Source organism: Shewanella dokdonensis (assembly GCF_018394335.1).
Taxonomy (GTDB): domain Bacteria; phylum Pseudomonadota; class Gammaproteobacteria; order Enterobacterales; family Shewanellaceae; genus Shewanella; species Shewanella dokdonensis.
In genome coordinates this window covers 4045986-4061300 of sequence record NZ_CP074572.1, presented here as the reverse complement: position 1 = coordinate 4061300, position 15315 = coordinate 4045986, and the positions used below count along the sequence as shown (strand labels likewise).

Annotated in this window: 10 protein-coding genes and 4 pseudogenes; 6 read left to right on the top strand and 8 right to left on the bottom strand. The window is 48.7% G+C overall.

The genetic code is table 11. The features are described 5' to 3' along the window. Positions 1–197: 197 nt before the first annotated feature. Positions 198–1036: pseudogene (gene fghA / locus KHX94_RS19620) on the top strand (S-formylglutathione hydrolase). A gap of 60 nt (positions 1037–1096) precedes the next feature. On the opposite strand, the gene KHX94_RS19615 reads toward fghA, so the two are convergent. The 5 genes and pseudogenes from KHX94_RS19615 to KHX94_RS21975 all read right to left on the bottom strand — a co-directional run bounded on the left by KHX94_RS19615 (position 1097) and on the right by KHX94_RS21975 (position 4633). Continuing rightward, entirely contained in the window at positions 1097–1762 is a 666-nt protein-coding gene (locus KHX94_RS19615) for a response regulator transcription factor (RefSeq protein WP_213681858.1), read from the bottom strand. A 163-nt stretch (positions 1763–1925) separates the two neighbouring features. After that, the gene (locus KHX94_RS19610; RefSeq protein ID WP_425314082.1) at positions 1926–2330 is read right to left on the bottom strand and encodes an acyl-CoA thioesterase; all 405 of its coding nucleotides are present in this window, start codon (positions 2328–2330) and stop codon (positions 1926–1928) included. Positions 2331–2591: 261 nt separating this feature from the next. Continuing rightward, positions 2592–3657 (bottom strand): annotated as a pseudogene (locus KHX94_RS19605) (3-deoxy-7-phosphoheptulonate synthase). A gap of 190 nt (positions 3658–3847) precedes the next feature. Next, a pseudogene (locus tag KHX94_RS19600) lies at positions 3848–4476 on the bottom strand (kinase/pyrophosphorylase). Beyond that, complete coding sequence (locus KHX94_RS21975; protein ID WP_280529598.1) at positions 4367–4633, bottom strand: kinase/pyrophosphorylase; 267 nt, start codon at positions 4631–4633, stop codon at positions 4367–4369. Before KHX94_RS21975 ends, KHX94_RS19600 begins: the two are co-directional and overlap by 110 nt. A gap of 123 nt (positions 4634–4756) precedes the next feature. Here KHX94_RS21975 and ppsA point away from each other — a divergent pair, with 123 nt between their 5' ends. The 3 genes and pseudogenes from ppsA to KHX94_RS19585 all read left to right on the top strand — a co-directional run bounded on the left by ppsA (position 4757) and on the right by KHX94_RS19585 (position 10889). Next, on the top strand, positions 4757–7126 hold the full coding sequence (gene ppsA / locus KHX94_RS19595; protein ID WP_213681856.1) for a phosphoenolpyruvate synthase: 2370 nt from the start codon (positions 4757–4759) through the stop codon (positions 7124–7126). Positions 7127–7224: 98 nt separating this feature from the next. Continuing rightward, positions 7225–10267 (top strand): annotated as a pseudogene (gene ydiJ / locus KHX94_RS19590) (D-2-hydroxyglutarate dehydrogenase YdiJ). A 205-nt stretch (positions 10268–10472) separates the two neighbouring features. Continuing rightward, on the top strand, positions 10473–10889 hold the full coding sequence (locus KHX94_RS19585; protein ID WP_213681855.1) for a MarR family winged helix-turn-helix transcriptional regulator: 417 nt from the start codon (positions 10473–10475) through the stop codon (positions 10887–10889). A gap of 42 nt (positions 10890–10931) precedes the next feature. Here KHX94_RS19585 and KHX94_RS19580 read toward each other — a convergent pair whose 3' ends face one another. Continuing rightward, positions 10932–11264: a hypothetical protein gene (locus tag KHX94_RS19580; protein ID WP_213681854.1), complete on the bottom strand. Its 333-nt coding sequence runs from the start codon at positions 11262–11264 to the stop codon at positions 10932–10934. Positions 11265–11456: 192 nt separating this feature from the next. Beyond that, positions 11457–12488, bottom strand: a complete 1032-nt coding sequence (locus KHX94_RS19575; RefSeq protein WP_213681853.1) for a Leu/Phe/Val dehydrogenase — start codon at positions 12486–12488, stop codon at positions 11457–11459. 236 nt (positions 12489–12724) lie between these two features. On the opposite strand from KHX94_RS19575, the gene KHX94_RS19570 reads away from it, so the two are divergent. Further along, entirely contained in the window at positions 12725–13159 is a 435-nt protein-coding gene (locus tag KHX94_RS19570) for a DUF4826 family protein (RefSeq protein WP_213681852.1), read from the top strand. Between the two features lie 63 nt (positions 13160–13222). Here KHX94_RS19570 and rnt read toward each other — a convergent pair whose 3' ends face one another. Continuing rightward, positions 13223–13900 carry a ribonuclease T gene (rnt, locus tag KHX94_RS19565; protein WP_213681851.1) on the bottom strand — a complete coding sequence of 226 codons (678 nt, stop codon included), beginning with the start codon at positions 13898–13900 and terminating at the stop codon, positions 13223–13225. 143 nt (positions 13901–14043) lie between these two features. Here rnt and KHX94_RS19560 point away from each other — a divergent pair, with 143 nt between their 5' ends. Next, positions 14044–14919, top strand: coding sequence for an OmpA family protein (locus KHX94_RS19560; RefSeq protein WP_213681850.1), 876 nt, complete (start codon positions 14044–14046; stop codon positions 14917–14919). Positions 14920–15315: the final 396 nt, after the last annotated feature.

The window sequence follows — 15315 nt, the reverse complement described above, 5'->3', positions numbered from 1 at the left end:
TGGCAAGGTGCGGGGTCGGGCGAGTTATAAGATAGTGTGGCACAGCCGCTATGGTGGAAGTCTAGACGAGCGGAAAGTGCGTACTTGATGGTTTGGGTCTTCACCTTATGCCGTTCATACAGATGCGTAACGCATTGGATGTTAATGCGTCAAGGGTCAGCGTATTCGCAGTGTCATTCATTACTAAGCGGGGCTTTATGTTAGAAAATATCAGTAGTAACAAGGTGTTTAATGGTTGGCATAAGCAGTATCGGCATCATTCAGCCGTGCTCAACTGTGATATGCGCTTCGCTATCTATTTACCACCTCAGGCTAATTCACAACCTGTTCCAGTCTTGTACTGGTTGTCAGGGCTTACCTGCACCGATGAAAATTTTATGCAAAAAGCGGGTGCCCAGCGCATCGCCGCAGAGTTGGGGATCGCGATTGTCTGCCCTGATACCAGTCCCCGCGGCGAAGATGTTGCCGATGCCGAAGATGGCGCATATGACCTCGGGTTAGGGGCTGGCTTTTACCTTAACGCTACTCAGGCGCCTTGGGCCAGCCATTATCGGATGTATGATTATGTGGTCACTGAACTACCCGCATTGATTGAACAACACTTCCCGGTGACCCAGCAACGGGCGATTGCTGGGCACTCAATGGGGGACATGGTGCGTTGACCATCGCCCTGAAAAATCCGGGACGCTATGTCAGCGCCAGTGCTTTTTCTCCTATCTGCCATCCAATTGCTTGTCCTTGGGGACAGAAAGCGTTTACTGCTTATTTAGGGGAAGATCGACAGCTCTGGAAACAGTACGATGCCGTTGAGTTACTGCAACAAGGTGCCGCATCACTGCCATTGAAAGTTGATCAAGGTGAAAGCGATAATTTCTTGGCCGAGCAGTTATTGCCAGAAACACTGGTAGCCGCCGCCCAAAAAGCGGGCGTTACCTTGGATTACCAGCTTCATGCCGGTTATGACCACAGCTACTATTTTATTGCGACCTTTATTGAGTCACATCTGCGTTTTCACGCGGCGTATTTAGGGCAATAAATCAGGGTTGGATGGATAATGAAAAGGCTCCCAGTGGAGCCTTTTCTGAGGATGAACCGGTCAGTTAAGCTCGACTTTTTCCATATCCAGTTGCTGCAAGGCAATAACGGCTTGGGTGCGATTACGTACCCCAAGCTTACGGAAAATTGCCGTGGCATGGGCTTTGATGGTTGCTTCTGATACGCCCAGATCGTAGGCAATCTGTTTATTCAACAGACCTTCAGCAAACATCTGTAGCACGCGGTATTGCTGCGGCGTCAATTCTGATAATTTCCCGGCCATCTTTTCGGTATCGTTATCATCATTGATTTCCATCAGCTCGATACCCGCGGGCAACCAGATATCACCCAGCATCACATCGGTAATGGCCTGAGTGAAGGTTTCCATTGATGCCGATTTGGGAATGAATCCGGCACTACCATAATGCAACGCGCGGCTAATGGTGGCGTTATCTTCATGGGCGGAGATAATGATCACCGGCAATTCTGGATAGTGGGAACGCAAATGGATCAGCGTGGAATAGCCGTGAGAGCCGGGCATTTGCAAATCCAGTAATACCAAATCGTAATTTTGCTGTTCGGCATCCAATAACTGTTGCAACGCGTCGGCACTGTCGGCTTCAAACCACTGAGTATCACTGAACCCTGGCGTTAGCGCTTGGCGTAGCGCATTACGAAACAGTGGGTGATCGTCAGCAATAATGATGTTGAGATTTTCTGGCTTCATGGCAGTTGTTCTTCAGTGTACGCACATGTAAGTGCGCACACTGTAACAGAAATCCGAAATTAAATCCTATTGCTTTATCAAGCAGTAAGCATCCATGTCAATAACAACTTAGACTTTAGTTGAGTTTGTCTGCCAATGAAAGCTCTTTATTGCAACCGTCTCTTCAAAACTGACAGGTGGGGCAGAGATCGAACAGATCTTCGGTGAGTACTGCCGTCGGTTTGCGCTCGCTATCGATGGCAACCATGGTAAAAACCCCGCGAATTGCGTGTTCACGCTGATCTTTATCCATTGCTTCTATGTAGATATTGACCTCAACTTTTAATGAGGTATTGCCCACATGGATAACGGAAGCGATCAATTCGGCCATTGTGCCTGCCGGGATGGGTTTCTTGAAGTCGATACGATCTGAGCTTACGGTGACTATCGGTTTCCGACAGAAACGGGTGGCTGCAATGAAGGCTGTTTCGTCCATCCAAGCTAAAGCTTCGCCACCAAACAGGGTATTGTGGTGGTTGGTAACGCTGGGAAACACCGCTTTAATGACTCTGGATTCCGCCATCGCCATACGGGTTTTAATTATCTGTTGTCTTTGTGCTGGGGTGATATCGTCGGAGAGTGCAAGATTCTGTTGATTGGCTAATTCAATGTCTGACATGAAGTTGATCCTGTAAATGCAGTCGCGACATTATACTAAAGTCTAATAAAAATGAGTTAGCTATATTTCAAGCGAGCACAGTGGCACTGTGAAACTAAATTACAGGGATTTGATCGTTAAAAGTGTTGGATACAGTAAATGCCCGGCATTTCACCGGGCAGAGTAATTTGCTTATTTAGACAAGTGTAAACGACGTGCGCGTGCGGCGGCGGCCAAAGCCATCAGCAGTTGTTCGGAATCGTCCCAATTAAGGCCAGGCATCGGTGATACTTTTACCATAAACCAAGGCTTGTCCAGGGATGACTTGCTGGCTTCCTTCCTCAATAAAACTCTCGGCCATGACTCCGGCAATAGCGTTAGAGCCAGAGCGTAACTGCTTGATAATGTCGTCGGCGACTTCGAGCTGTTTGCGGTGCTGTTTCTGGCTGTTGCCATGGCTAAAATCAATCACGATACCGCTGCGAATGCCTACCGCTTCCAGTTGTGATTTGGCTTCTGCAACATGTTCTGCACTGTAGTTGGGGGTCTTGCCGCCACGCAGGATCAGATGACCATAGGGGTTACCATGCGTCCGGTAAACCGACATAAAACCGTCTTTATCCGGTGAGTAAAAGATATGTTGCACACGCGCTGCGCGCACAGCATCTACGGCGATTTTCACATTGCCATCCGTACCGTTCTTGAAACCGACCGGGCAGGATAACGCGGAGGCCATTTCCCGATGGATCTGACTTTCGGTGGTGCGCGCCCCTATGGCGCCCCAGGTGATCAAATCTGCGATGTACTGACCATTGACCATATCCAGAAATTCGGTGGCGATGGGGAGTCTTAATTCGGTGATTTGTTGTAACAGTTGGCGCGCCATGCGCAGCCCTTTGTTGGGGCTGAAACTGCCATCAAGATCTGGGTCAGAAATCAATCCTTTCCAGCCAACAATGGTGCGTGGTTTTTCAAAATAAACCCGCATCAGGATGCACAGATCGTCTTTCAACTCATGGTGCAGTTTGGCCAGACGCTTGGCGTAGTCCATGGCGGCTTGTGGGTCATGGATAGAGCAGGGACCAATAATCACCAACAAACGTGGATCTTCACCTTCAATAATGGCAGCCACTTGATCACGCTGCTGCACTAAATAATCGGCGGCTTCCTGGGTCAGGGGATACTCAGATGCGAGTTGAGCAGGTGAGATCACTTTACATAATAATGAGGAACGTAATTCGTCTGTTTTAATGGTCATTCATACTACCGGAGGACTAAAATACATAGCTAATCAGCTGGCGTGCACCGAATTATAACCAATCAGGCGAGCCAGCAAAGCGATAATGACAGATAAAACCATAGTTGTAACTAAATAACAGCTAAGGCAAGGCGATTTAGTGGTTTTAACTAAAGCGCCTTGTGACATCAAAACATGTGTCGCTCCAGTCCTATGGTATCGAGGATTTTGGTAGCAATCTCCTCCACTGACTGGTGCGTGGTGTCGATGTAGGGGATCTCTCTTTCTTGAACAGCATCTCGACTTCTTTTACTTCCAGACGGCATTGGCGTAATGAAGCATAACGGCTGTTTTCCAGGCGACTCTCACGGATTTCATGTAGCCGCGCCGCATCGATCGTCAGGCCGAACAGTTTATGTTTATTGCGCTTCAATACTTCCGGCAGTTTCAGATTATCCATATCTTCTTGGATAAACGGATAGTTAGCGGCCTTTATGCCGAACTGCATAGAAAGGTACAAGCTTGAGGGGTTTTGCCGCAGCGGGAAACACCCACCAAGATGATATCGGCTTCATCCATGTGTTTCAGTGTTTGCCCGTCATCATTTTCCATGGCGAAGTTGATCGCTTCGATACGGGCATCGTAACTGGCGTTCATCATACTATGGGTACGGTGCATGCTGGCATGGCTTGCACCCCCAACTGTTGTTCGAGTGGTGCAACAAATGTGTTCAAAAATCGTAATCCAATCCTTCGCTGGAATAAATAATGTCGCGGATCTCGGATTTGACGATGGAATGAAACACCAAAGGACGCTGTCCTGTTGTAATAAAACTATCATTGATAAGTTTCTTTACAGACTCGGCTTTTACAATAGTTTCTACGAATGGAATTGTAACTGAATCAAATTTAAGGGGAAATTGAGAAAGTACCGCATGCCCAAACACCTCAGCAGTGATTGCTGTTCCATCAGAAATATAAAACACTTTTGGTGCCATACCAACCTCATGTAGTAATTAAATTACAAACAAAATTATACATTTACGCTCTTTTCTGTGAAGTGTAAAATGCTTGCGCCCCAGTTTGAAGGGCCACTTAAATAAACTTGCGGAGATAGAACTGTGCAGCAATATGTACTCTGGTATCAGGAATTAGGCATGGAGGATGTCAGCAAGGTTGGCGGTAAAAACGCTTCCCTTGGTGAGATGATCAGTAACCTGGCCAACGCCGGCGTTCAGGTACCCGGCGGCTTTGCGACCACTTCCTATGCTTTTAACCAATTTCTCGAGCAAAGCGGAGTCAACCAAAAGATATATGACATTCTGGACACCTTGGACGTTGATGATGTCAATGCATTAGCAAAAGTTGGTGCGCAGATAAGACAATGGGTCGTGGAAACGCCGTTCCAGCCAGAACTGGAACAAGCGATTCGTGCCGCCTATGAAAAATTGTCTGCAGAAACCACAGATGCGTCTTTTGCCGTACGTTCCTCTGCAACCGCAGAAGACATGCCCGATGCGTCTTTTGCCGGACAGCAGGAAACCTTCCTGAACGTCAAAGGCTTTGATGCCGTTTTGGTGGCAATTAAACACGTATTTGCTTCGTTGTTTAACGACCGTGCGATCTCTTATCGTGTACACCAAGGTTATGACCACCGCGGTGTAGCGCTGTCTGCTGGTGTGCAGCGGATGGTGCGCTCTGACAAGGCCGCGTCAGGCGTAATGTTCACCATAGATACCGAATCTGGTAACGATGATGTGGTGTTTGTAACCTCTGCATATGGTCTGGGTGAAATGGTGGTTCAGGGCGCTGTGAACCCTGATGAATTCTATGTCCATAAACCCACGCTGACTGCGGGTCATCAGGCTGTAGTGCGCCGCAACATTGGCAGCAAGCTGATCCAGATGGTTTACTCTGACGACAAGTCACACGGTAAACAGGTAAAAATTGAAGATGTTGTTCAGGAAAAACGTCGTCAGTTTTCCATTACCGATGACGAGGTCATGTCGCTAGCAAAACAGGCGCTGATCATTGAAAAACATTATGGCCGTCCGATGGATATCGAATGGGCCAAAGATGGTAATGATGGCAAGCTGTACATTGTGCAGGCTCGCCCTGAAACCGTGCGTTCACGTGAAGATGTGCAGACTATCGAACGCTATCATCTAAAATCCCGTGGTGCGGTGATCTGCGAAGGCCGTGCCATCGGTCATAAAGTGGGTGCCGGTGTTGCTAAAGTGCTGCATTCTCTGGACGAAATGGACAAGATCCAGCCTGGCGATGTGCTGGTAACTGACATGACTGACCCAGATTGGGAACCTATCATGAAACGCGCCAGTGCCATTGTCACCAACCGTGGCGGTCGTACCTGTCATGCGGCAATTATTGCCCGTGAACTGGGGGTTCCTGCCGTGGTAGGTTGTGGTGATGTCACTGACCGCATCAAGAACGGTGAAGAAGTAACCGTTTCTTGTGCTGAAGGCGATACTGGTTACATCTATCAAGGCAAACTGGAATTCGACATGATCTCCAGCCGTGTGGATGCCATGCCAGAACTGCCGATGAAGATCATGATGAACGTGGGTAATCCTGATCGAGCCTTTGACTTTGCCCGCCTGCCAAATGCGGGGGTTGGTCTGGCGCGTCTGGAATTCATCATCAACCGCATGATTGGCATTCACCCAAAAGCGCTGTTGGAATTCGACCAACAGGACGATGCGCTGAAAGCCGAAATCGAAGAGATGATTGCCGGTTATGCTTCTCCAGTTGAATATTATGTGGCACGTCTGACCGAGGGTATCGCTTCTATTGCTGCCGCGTTCCATCCGAAGAAAGTGATTGTGCGTATGTCTGACTTTAAGTCTAACGAATACGCCAATCTGATCGGTGGCGATCGGTATGAACCCGATGAAGAAAACCCAATGCTGGGTTTCCGTGGTGCTAGCCGCTATGTGTCTGAGTCCTTCCGTGATTGTTTCGCGTTGGAATGTGATGCAATCAAGCGCGTGCGCAACGACATGGGGCTGAAAAACGTTGAAGTGATGATCCCCTTTGTGCGTACCTTGGAAGAAGGCCGTAAAGTGGTGGAACTGCTGAAAGAACAGGGTCTAGAACGTGGTAAAGATGGCTTGCGCGTCATTATGATGTGTGAAGTACCATCCAATGCGTTGTTGGCTGATCAGTTCCTGGAAGTCTTTGATGGTTTCTCCATTGGTTCTAACGACCTGACACAGCTGACGCTGGGGCTAGATCGCGACTCTGGTATCATCAGCCACTTGTTTGACGAGCGTAACGAAGCCGTCAAAGCGCTGTTGGCAATGGCTATCAAAGCAGCCAAAAAGAAAGGGGCTTATGTTGGCATCTGTGGTCAGGGCCCTTCAGACCATGCCGATTTTGCTGCATGGTTAGTAGAACAGGGAATCGATTCCGTGTCCTTGAATCCTGATACTGTCATTGATACCTGGTTGTATCTGGCAGAAGCACAAGGTTAAGCGCTTCACAATTCTCTAACACCTCGGAAGAAGCCGCTTTTTAGCGGCTTCTTTTTGTTTATAATGACCCAAAAACACACAATGAAGTGAGTCAAGCAATGTTGCCTCTGCTATCCCACCAGCAAGCACTGGAACCGGTTTATCTGGATTATCTGGCCGCACTGGAACAAGCCGGTTTCACCGGTGATATCGATAAACGTTACAGTGCTCGTCTGGCGCAGGCGACCGATAATTCCGTCTACCAGTTTTTACCGCAGGCGGTGATTTATCCTCGGCATAGCGTAGATGTGCAGTTGGCGCTGAAAGTCGCCGCGCAGCCAGAGTTTCAAGCGGTAGTGTTTAGCGCGCGCGGTGGCGGCACAGGCACCAACGGCCAGGCATTGACGCACGGCATCGTGATGGACTTGTCACGCTACATGAACCGTATTCTGGAAATTAACGCTGCCGAAGGCTGGGTACGGGTTGAGGCCGGCGTTATTAAAGATGCGCTGAATGATGCACTGCGGCCCCACGGCTTATTTTTCAGCCCAGATCTTTCCACCTCAAACCGCGCAACCTTGGGGGGATGATCAGCACTGATGCTTCCGGCGCCGGTTCCTTGGTATATGGTAAAACCTCCGATCATGTGCTGGCGCTAAAAAGTGTGCTGATAGACGGCAGCCTGCTGGAAACCGATACGATTGCCGCTGCCGAGCTGCCTAGTTACGACGACAGTTTGCCGCTGGGACAAAAGATTATTGCTGAAGTCGCGCGTCGTTGCCGCGACAAACGCGCATTGATTGAAGTGCAGTTTCCTAAGTTGAATCGTTTCCTGACTGGCTATGATCTGAAACACGTGTGGAATGATGAGCTAACAGCGTTCAATCTTTCGCGTATTCTCACCGGTGCTGAAGGAACATTGGCGGTGGTCACCGAGGCCAAGCTGGATGTTACGCCATTGCCTGCGAGTCGCCTGTTGGTCAATGTGAAGTATGACAGTTTTCAATCGGCATTGCGGCATGCCCCTGATTTGGTAAAGGCTAACGCGACCGTTGTCGAAACTGTCGATTCCAAAGTGTTGAATCTGGCGCGCGAAGATATCATCTGGCACTCGGTTTCTGCACTGATCCAAGATGTGCCAGACAAGGTGATCGATGGCCTCAATATGGTGGAGTTTGCGGGCGATGCAGCGGAAGTGCAACAACGGGCCAGCGCCTTGGTAAATGTGCTCGAACAGCAGATAGCCGCATCGGAGAAAGGTGTGGTGGGTTTTCAGCTGACCACAGATTTGCCGTCAATCAATAAAATTTATGCCATGCGCAAAAAAGCAGTGGGATTGTTGGGGGCCACTAAAGGCCGCCGTAAGCCCATTGCCTTTGCGGAAGACACCGCTGTGCCGCCAGAAAAACTGGCGGATTACATCATGGATTTTCGTGCCTTGCTCGATAGTCACCAACTGCAATATGGCATGTTTGGTCACGTGGATGCCGGGGTACTGCACGTACGGCCAGCGCTGGATATGTGCGATCCCCAGGATGAACAGTTGTTACGGCAGGTATCTGACGAAGTCGCCGCACTGACTCGCAAATATGGTGGGTTGATGTGGGGCGAGCATGGCAAAGGCGTGCGCGGTGAATATGGCCCGGCGGTATTTGGTGAAGAGTTGTACGCCGAGTTGCAACAGATAAAAGGGCTGTTTGACCCTCATAATCGCCTAAATCCCGGCAAATTAGTGGCCCCCAAAGACAGCGGCCCAATGCTGTATAACGTTGACAGTACCAAACGCGGCAGTTTCGATCGGCAGATCCCCGTTAATGTCCGTGATGCCTTCCCCGATGTGATGGACTGTAACGGTAACGGCCTGTGTTTCAATTACAGTCGCTTCTCGCCCATGTGTCCGTCATTTAAAGTGACCGGAGATCGAATTCATTCACCTAAAGGCCGCTCCAGTCTGATGCGTGAGTGGCTGAGATTACTGGAAGCCGAAGGTGTCGATATTCCGGCCTTGGTAAAAGCCAAACCGCAGAGCCTATTACAGCGACTGCAAAACACACTCACCCAAGACCGAGAATATGATTATTCCCATGAAGTGATGGCATCAATGAAGGGCTGTTTGGCATGTAAGGCTTGCTCTGGTCAATGTCCAGTGAAAGTCGATGTGCCTAAGTTCCGTGCACAGTTTTTCAGCATCTATTACCAGCGCTATATGCGTCCGGCTAAAGACTATCTGGTTGGCAGCATTGAAGACTCGGTGCAGCTAATGGCCAAGGCGCCGAAACTGGCGAATTTTGCGGCGCAAAATCCATTGAGCAAGTGGGTTATCAAGAAGGCGCTGGGCTATGTCGATGCACCTGCGTTGTCGGTTCCCACACTTAAAGCACTGCTGGATGCCCATTCATGTCGTGGTTATGACCTCAATGCACTGTCTGCCATTGCGCACGATGAACGGCAGCAGTATGTGTTGGTGGTGCAGGATCCTTTTACCACCTTCTACGATGCCGAGCTGGTTTACCATTTTATTCGTTTGGTTGAGCAACTGGGGTTCAAACCGGTACTGCTGCCATTTAAGCCCAACGGTAAACCCGCGCATATTAAGGGCTTTTTGGATAAGTTTGCCAAAACGGCGCAGACGGCGGCCGACTTCTTAAATCAGTTGGCTTCGCTTGGTATCCCTATGGTCGGCGTCGATCCAGCGTTGGTGTTGGTTTATCGTGACGAATATAAAGTGGCGTTGGGTCAGCAACGGGGGATTTTCAGGTGTTGTTATCCAATGAGTGGTTGTTGCAACAGCTACCGCAACTGCCAGCGCTGCCCGATAGCGGTAAAAGTTACACCTGGTTCAGTCATTGTACTGAGTCCAGTGCTAAACCCGGTACGCCCAAAGATTGGCAGACGATTTTCGCCAGATTTGGCGCTAAGCTGGACAGCATTAATTTAGGATGTTGTGGCATGGCGGGCACTTATGGGCACGAAATCGAAAATCTTGAGCGTTCTAAAGCGCTGTATGAAATGTCATGGGAAGACGCTATCAAGCGTATTCCTCATGAACAGATCTTGATCTCCGGTTATTCCTGCCGCAGCCAAGTGAAGCGTTTGTCCGGCTTCCGTGCTAAACATCCTGTTGAAGCATTGCTGGAGTTGTTGATCCAGTCAAAAATCTAAACTACTCAGTTAGTTAAAGCCGAGGAAGGGCGCGGATAGCGTTTTTCTTCGGTTTTTTTATACTCATGAGGAAAAATATTTCTTTGCGTTAAAAATCAAACGGCTTGCGCTTTCATGGACAGGAATTAACCTGCGCCCCTAGTGAAATACGATGCGGATGGTAGTATTAATAAACAAACCAACCCCGAAGTGCAGGAGGTGTTGTTTGAACCGCAATGAAAGCTTGGCTTATCTGGTATCTCACCTGAATCTGGATTTGCAGAACGAACTGGATAGCCGCCTGAAACATTACCAGCTTGATATAAAGCTCTGGCCGGTGTTGTTTGCACTATGGCAAGAGGAAGGTATTAGCCAGACAGAATTGTCGCGCCGCTGTGATGTTGCCAATTACACTATGACCCGTCTGCTCGATCAGTTGCAGAGTTTAGAACTGATCGTACGGCATCAGGAAGAAGACAATCGCCGAACTTTTCTGATCTATTTGACCGATCAGGCCAAAGCGATGGAACAGGACTTAATCCGCGAAGCGGAACGAGTAAATGAGGGGTTCTTAGGCAAGCTTGATGAACAAGAGCGTGAAGTCTTGATGGCCTTACTCAATAAAATCAATCACCGGGAATGAACTCGCTTCATTTCTCCGGTGCATATCGTCTTCCAGTCAACATTAAATATAGGCTAGCAATAAGCAGGACAACCCGGCTAGCAGCAGCAACTGATAACCAGAGTAGAACTTATTGGCTTCAATATGCTTTAGGCTAGCGAGCAATTTATCCTGGCGATAGATGCGACATAAGGTTTGGTTGCCTGTCACATCCGAAATCAGCTGGCAGCGGCAGTCTTCACCATTACTCAGGCGGAAACGGTGTTCGCTTTGTGGCGAAAAACTGAATTTGCGGGAAACCACCTGCCCATCAAGGTACAACCGTTCCAATCCAGTCCAGTCACTCGCGTGCAGTTCCACCAAATGTTGATTCACATCGTAGCTGAAACGTACCATCTTCTGCGCTCCGTCAGGGGACGATAAGTTTAAGTGAAGCAGAAGCTGGCAACGATCGCCATCAGCGGCAGATGAACTTTCTGTTGCATCTGACTATCTGTTTGGCATGGATAGAAAATTTTCTGGTCTAACCAGAAATCAGCTAATTGCTTTGACTGATTACACACAAGTCATGCAATTACTAAGTTAGTATTATTGGGCGTTAATTATTTTTCGCGCCATTTCGTCAGCAATTTCTGCCGTTGGGCGATTCTGTGCCTCTGCCTCGCGAAAAATAGTCATCAGCGTCTGATAGATCTGCTCAACCTTGGCGGTCGCCTTGTTAACATCATAAGCCGCTTCAAATGATACGTTAATAATGCCGCCGGCATTGATCACATAGTCTGGCGCGTACAGTATGCCCAGTTGTTGCAGTTGCTCACCATGCCGGGGCTCGGCTAACTGATTATTGGCACAGCCAGCAATAATGGAGGCTTGCAATAACGGCAATGTGGTGTCGTTGAGTGTGGCACCTAAGGCACACGGGGCAAACACGTCAACATCCTGGCTGTAGATCTCCTGCGGCGCTACCGTGATCGCATTAAACTCTTTGGCAACCTGTGCCAACGCTTGTGGATGAATATCGCTGATAACTAATTCGGCACCATCGGCATATAAATGGCGGCACAAATGATAGCCAACATGTCCTATCCCTTGTACTGCGATTTTTAGCCCCTTGAGCGAGTCGCGTCCCAGCTTGTGTTTAACTGCGGCCTTGATACCCAGATAAGTGCCTAACGCAGTAAATGGCGATGGATCGCCGCTTTTGCCTTCCAATCCGGCGACAAATGGCGTTGTTTCACTGGCAATTTTGAGATCCGCAGGGGATGTGCCAACATCCTCCGCAGAGTAATAACTGCCGCCCAGTTGATTGACAAATCGGCCAAATGCACGGAAGAGGGCAGCACGATCTGCTACTTGTGTCGGGTCGGCGATGATCACCGCTTTGCCGCCGCCCATGGCTAGCCCGGCAAGGGCATTCTTATAGGTCATTCCCCTTGCCAGCCGTAGTACATCCGTCAATGCCTCATCATCAGAAGCGTAATTCCACATTCGGCAGCCACCAAATGCGGCACCAAGGCGGGTATTGTGAACGGCAATAATGGCTTTTAGACCACTCGCTTCATCGCGACAAAAAACTACCTGTTCATGTTCGTCATAAGCGGGATGATTGAATACGGCCACAGTGGGTCTCCGAAGTGTTATTAATGGGTAAGCTTGCCAGTTGTCCAGGCTTTTCCTTGAGATATTGTGATCAGAACGATAGCATCAGCAACTGAGGTCCACAAAGCGGACAAGTGGCTAGATAACGCAGTGACTGGAAATATAGATTTCCAGACTGACAAAAATAATTGCCGATGTATCTATGGGTCTGTCACCTGCGAACATTGGCTAAAACAATATTGACGTAAGGATAGAATATGAGTGAGCAGTCCGGCACAACTGATGCCGCAACTCAGGACGCGATGCGTACCCAATGGGTGCGCGAGCAGTTTCAGAAGGCAAATCGTTTTTTAGCCGAAAAGGGGATAGTTCCTGCCAAGGTATTTGCAGAAGAATGTCGTTATTTGGCGCCTTTGGTCGCCTTGTGGAAGCTAGAATCCAGTATGCCGAGCAAAAAAAGCTACTGGGTGATTGGCGGCGATCTTCCTGCGGACTTTGTGGATGCTAGTGCGGCTAAAAATGCGAGAGAGGCGATGCGGCATTTTTCGCTGACTTGGCAGATGAAAGCTGAGAGCCTTTTGCAGAGCCGCTCGTTAGATGCTACTCAGGAAAAATTTGCCCGATTGCTGATATCCAGAGCCGAAAGTCTGTATCAATTACATAACGATGATAAGTTCTGGCAGCAGAGTTGAGTGTCGATAATATACTAACACCCGCGTAAAAGCGGGTGTTGCGTACAGATAAACCGTTAAGTTTTAAGCCGCGTGTTCATCCCCATCATCACTGTCAGTATCGCCATCGGCAGTGACCGGCCAGCCACCTAACATTTTCCAGCGATTGACGATATAACAGAAGAGTTCGGCGGTGCGCTCTGTGTCGTACATTGCTGAATGTGCTTCTTTGTTATCAAATGCAATTCCGGCTAATGCACAAGCTTTAGCTAGCACTGTATGCCCCAGTGCCAGACCTGCCAATGTGGCGGTGTCAAAAGTGGCAAAGGGGTGGAACGGCGACCGTTTGATGCCGGTGCGTTCAATCGCTTTACTGACAAAACCGTGGTCAAATGCTGCGTTGTGCCCCACTAGGATTGCTCGGTGACAGCCACTTTCTTTGAGTCCTTTACGGATGGCTTTAAAGATCTCTTTAAAAGCGTCGTCTTCTGCAACGGCACCCCGTAGCGGGTTGTACGGATCAATACCGTTAAATGCCAGTGCTTCGGGTTCAAGATTGGCTCCTGCAAAAGGTTCTATATGAAAATGCAGGGTTTTATCAATCACCAATTGCCCGTCTTCATCCATTTTTAATAACGTGGCGGCAATTTCCAGCAAAGCATCTGTGGTACAGTTAAAGCCCGCCGTTTCTACATCGACTACCACAGGGTAGTAGCCGCGGAAGCGGTATTTGAGCTGATTGCTCAGGGCGGGTTGGTTCATAAGGTACCTCTGGACAAATGCAAGGGGGCTATTATGCTAAATCAAGATACCAGTGTCATGCGCGATTGCTGCTTTTATCGCCTAAAGATCTGTGATTTTTCACCGATAACACCTGTATGACCAGAAACTGACGAGTTTATCCAATGTGGCGTAGATTGCTTTTACTCTCATGGCTGGCAGTGTTGCCACTCAATGCTTCCGCAGAACTGCGGCATTACGTGGCATCATTGGACCAATCTCAATGGCGGTTGTTACAGAATTCTCCGGTAGCATGTACTCTGGAGCACGATATTCCGTCATACGGTAGGGCAGTGTTTACCAGCCGAGCCGGTAAGGATATTAATCTGCAGTTTACCCTGGATATGTGGCAAAAGCCGGATTCGGTGACTAATGCCAAGTTGCTGAGTAAAGCGCCAATGTGGCGCCCTGGCGTCATGTCCAGAACGATCATGGAACTGCATTACCAGAAATATTTTAATGGTGAGGTCCCCAAAAAAGCGGCGTGGACCATGCTCAATGAGCTGGAACGCGGCATGGAACCTACCTTTTACTATACCGACTGGAATGATAGAGATAGCACAGTAGCGGTGGGTCTCTCAGCGGTCAATTTCCGTGGTGAATATGCGGATTTCAAGCAGTGCCTTGCCAAGTTACTGCCTTATAGTTTTGATGACATTGCCTTCACTGTACTGACTTATGAAACTGGTGGCACTGAGCTGACACGCAGCTCCAAGGCACAGTTGGCCCGAGTAGAGCAGTATCTGACTTATGATCCTGATGTAGAACTGGTATTAATCGATGGCTATACCGATAGTTACGGTGGTCGGAGTATTAACCAGAAAGTGTCTGAGAAGCGTGCCGATAGTTTAAGAGAGCTATTTGTCGCCAAAGGTATTGCGGCCGACAGGATCCATGCCGTTGGCCACGGTGAGCGCCGACATGTGGCACTTAACTCGTCGGCCAGTGAGCGCGAGCGCAATCGTCGGGTGGTAATCCGCATGAGTAAACCCGAAGAATAGATACTGTAAGCTGAGTAAAAAATCCGGTCTGTACCGGATTTTTTATTGCTCACTCAAAATCATCTATGTCTGTTAGTAGTGAGCATTTATTGCAGACAGAAAAAAGCCCATTCTAAAGAATGGGCCGCAAAAAAATATAATTGCAATCAACAAATTGAAGGAAGGAAGTCAAGCATAAAACCAAACTGATATAGTTGAGACAACGCACACCAGTTTGCAGTTTCCTGTTGTCAGGCGATTTAATCTCAAATCCCCCTGAACATGCTGGCTATTCTAGGAATAAGACTTACGCCCAGCAAGCGAGAAAAATTGCTGTTTGAGATAAAAAAACTAATCATTAAAAGGTGATAGCAATCACCTTATCACCTGTATTTCAATAAAAATGAAGCTTTAGTC

What these genes read in the sequence shown, in the direction of transcription:
- KHX94_RS19560 (WP_213681850.1), top strand. Translation starts at nt 14,044, where the DNA reads ATGTGGCGTAGATTGCTTTTACTCTCATGGCTGGCAGTGTTGCCACTC.
- KHX94_RS21975 (WP_280529598.1), bottom strand. Translation starts at nt 4,633, where the DNA reads ATGGCACCAAAAGTGTTTTATATTTCTGATGGAACAGCAATCACTGCT.
- KHX94_RS19570 (WP_213681852.1), top strand. Translation starts at nt 12,725, where the DNA reads ATGAGTGAGCAGTCCGGCACAACTGATGCCGCAACTCAGGACGCGATG.
- KHX94_RS19580 (WP_213681854.1), bottom strand. Translation starts at nt 11,264, where the DNA reads ATGGTACGTTTCAGCTACGATGTGAATCAACATTTGGTGGAACTGCAC.
- KHX94_RS19610 (WP_425314082.1), bottom strand. Translation starts at nt 2,330, where the DNA reads ATGGCGATGGCGGAATCCAGAGTCATTAAAGCGGTGTTTCCCAGCGTT.
- rnt (WP_213681851.1), bottom strand. Translation starts at nt 13,900, where the DNA reads ATGAACCAACCCGCCCTGAGCAATCAGCTCAAATACCGCTTCCGCGGC.
- KHX94_RS19615 (WP_213681858.1), bottom strand. Translation starts at nt 1,762, where the DNA reads ATGAAGCCAGAAAATCTCAACATCATTATTGCTGACGATCACCCACTG.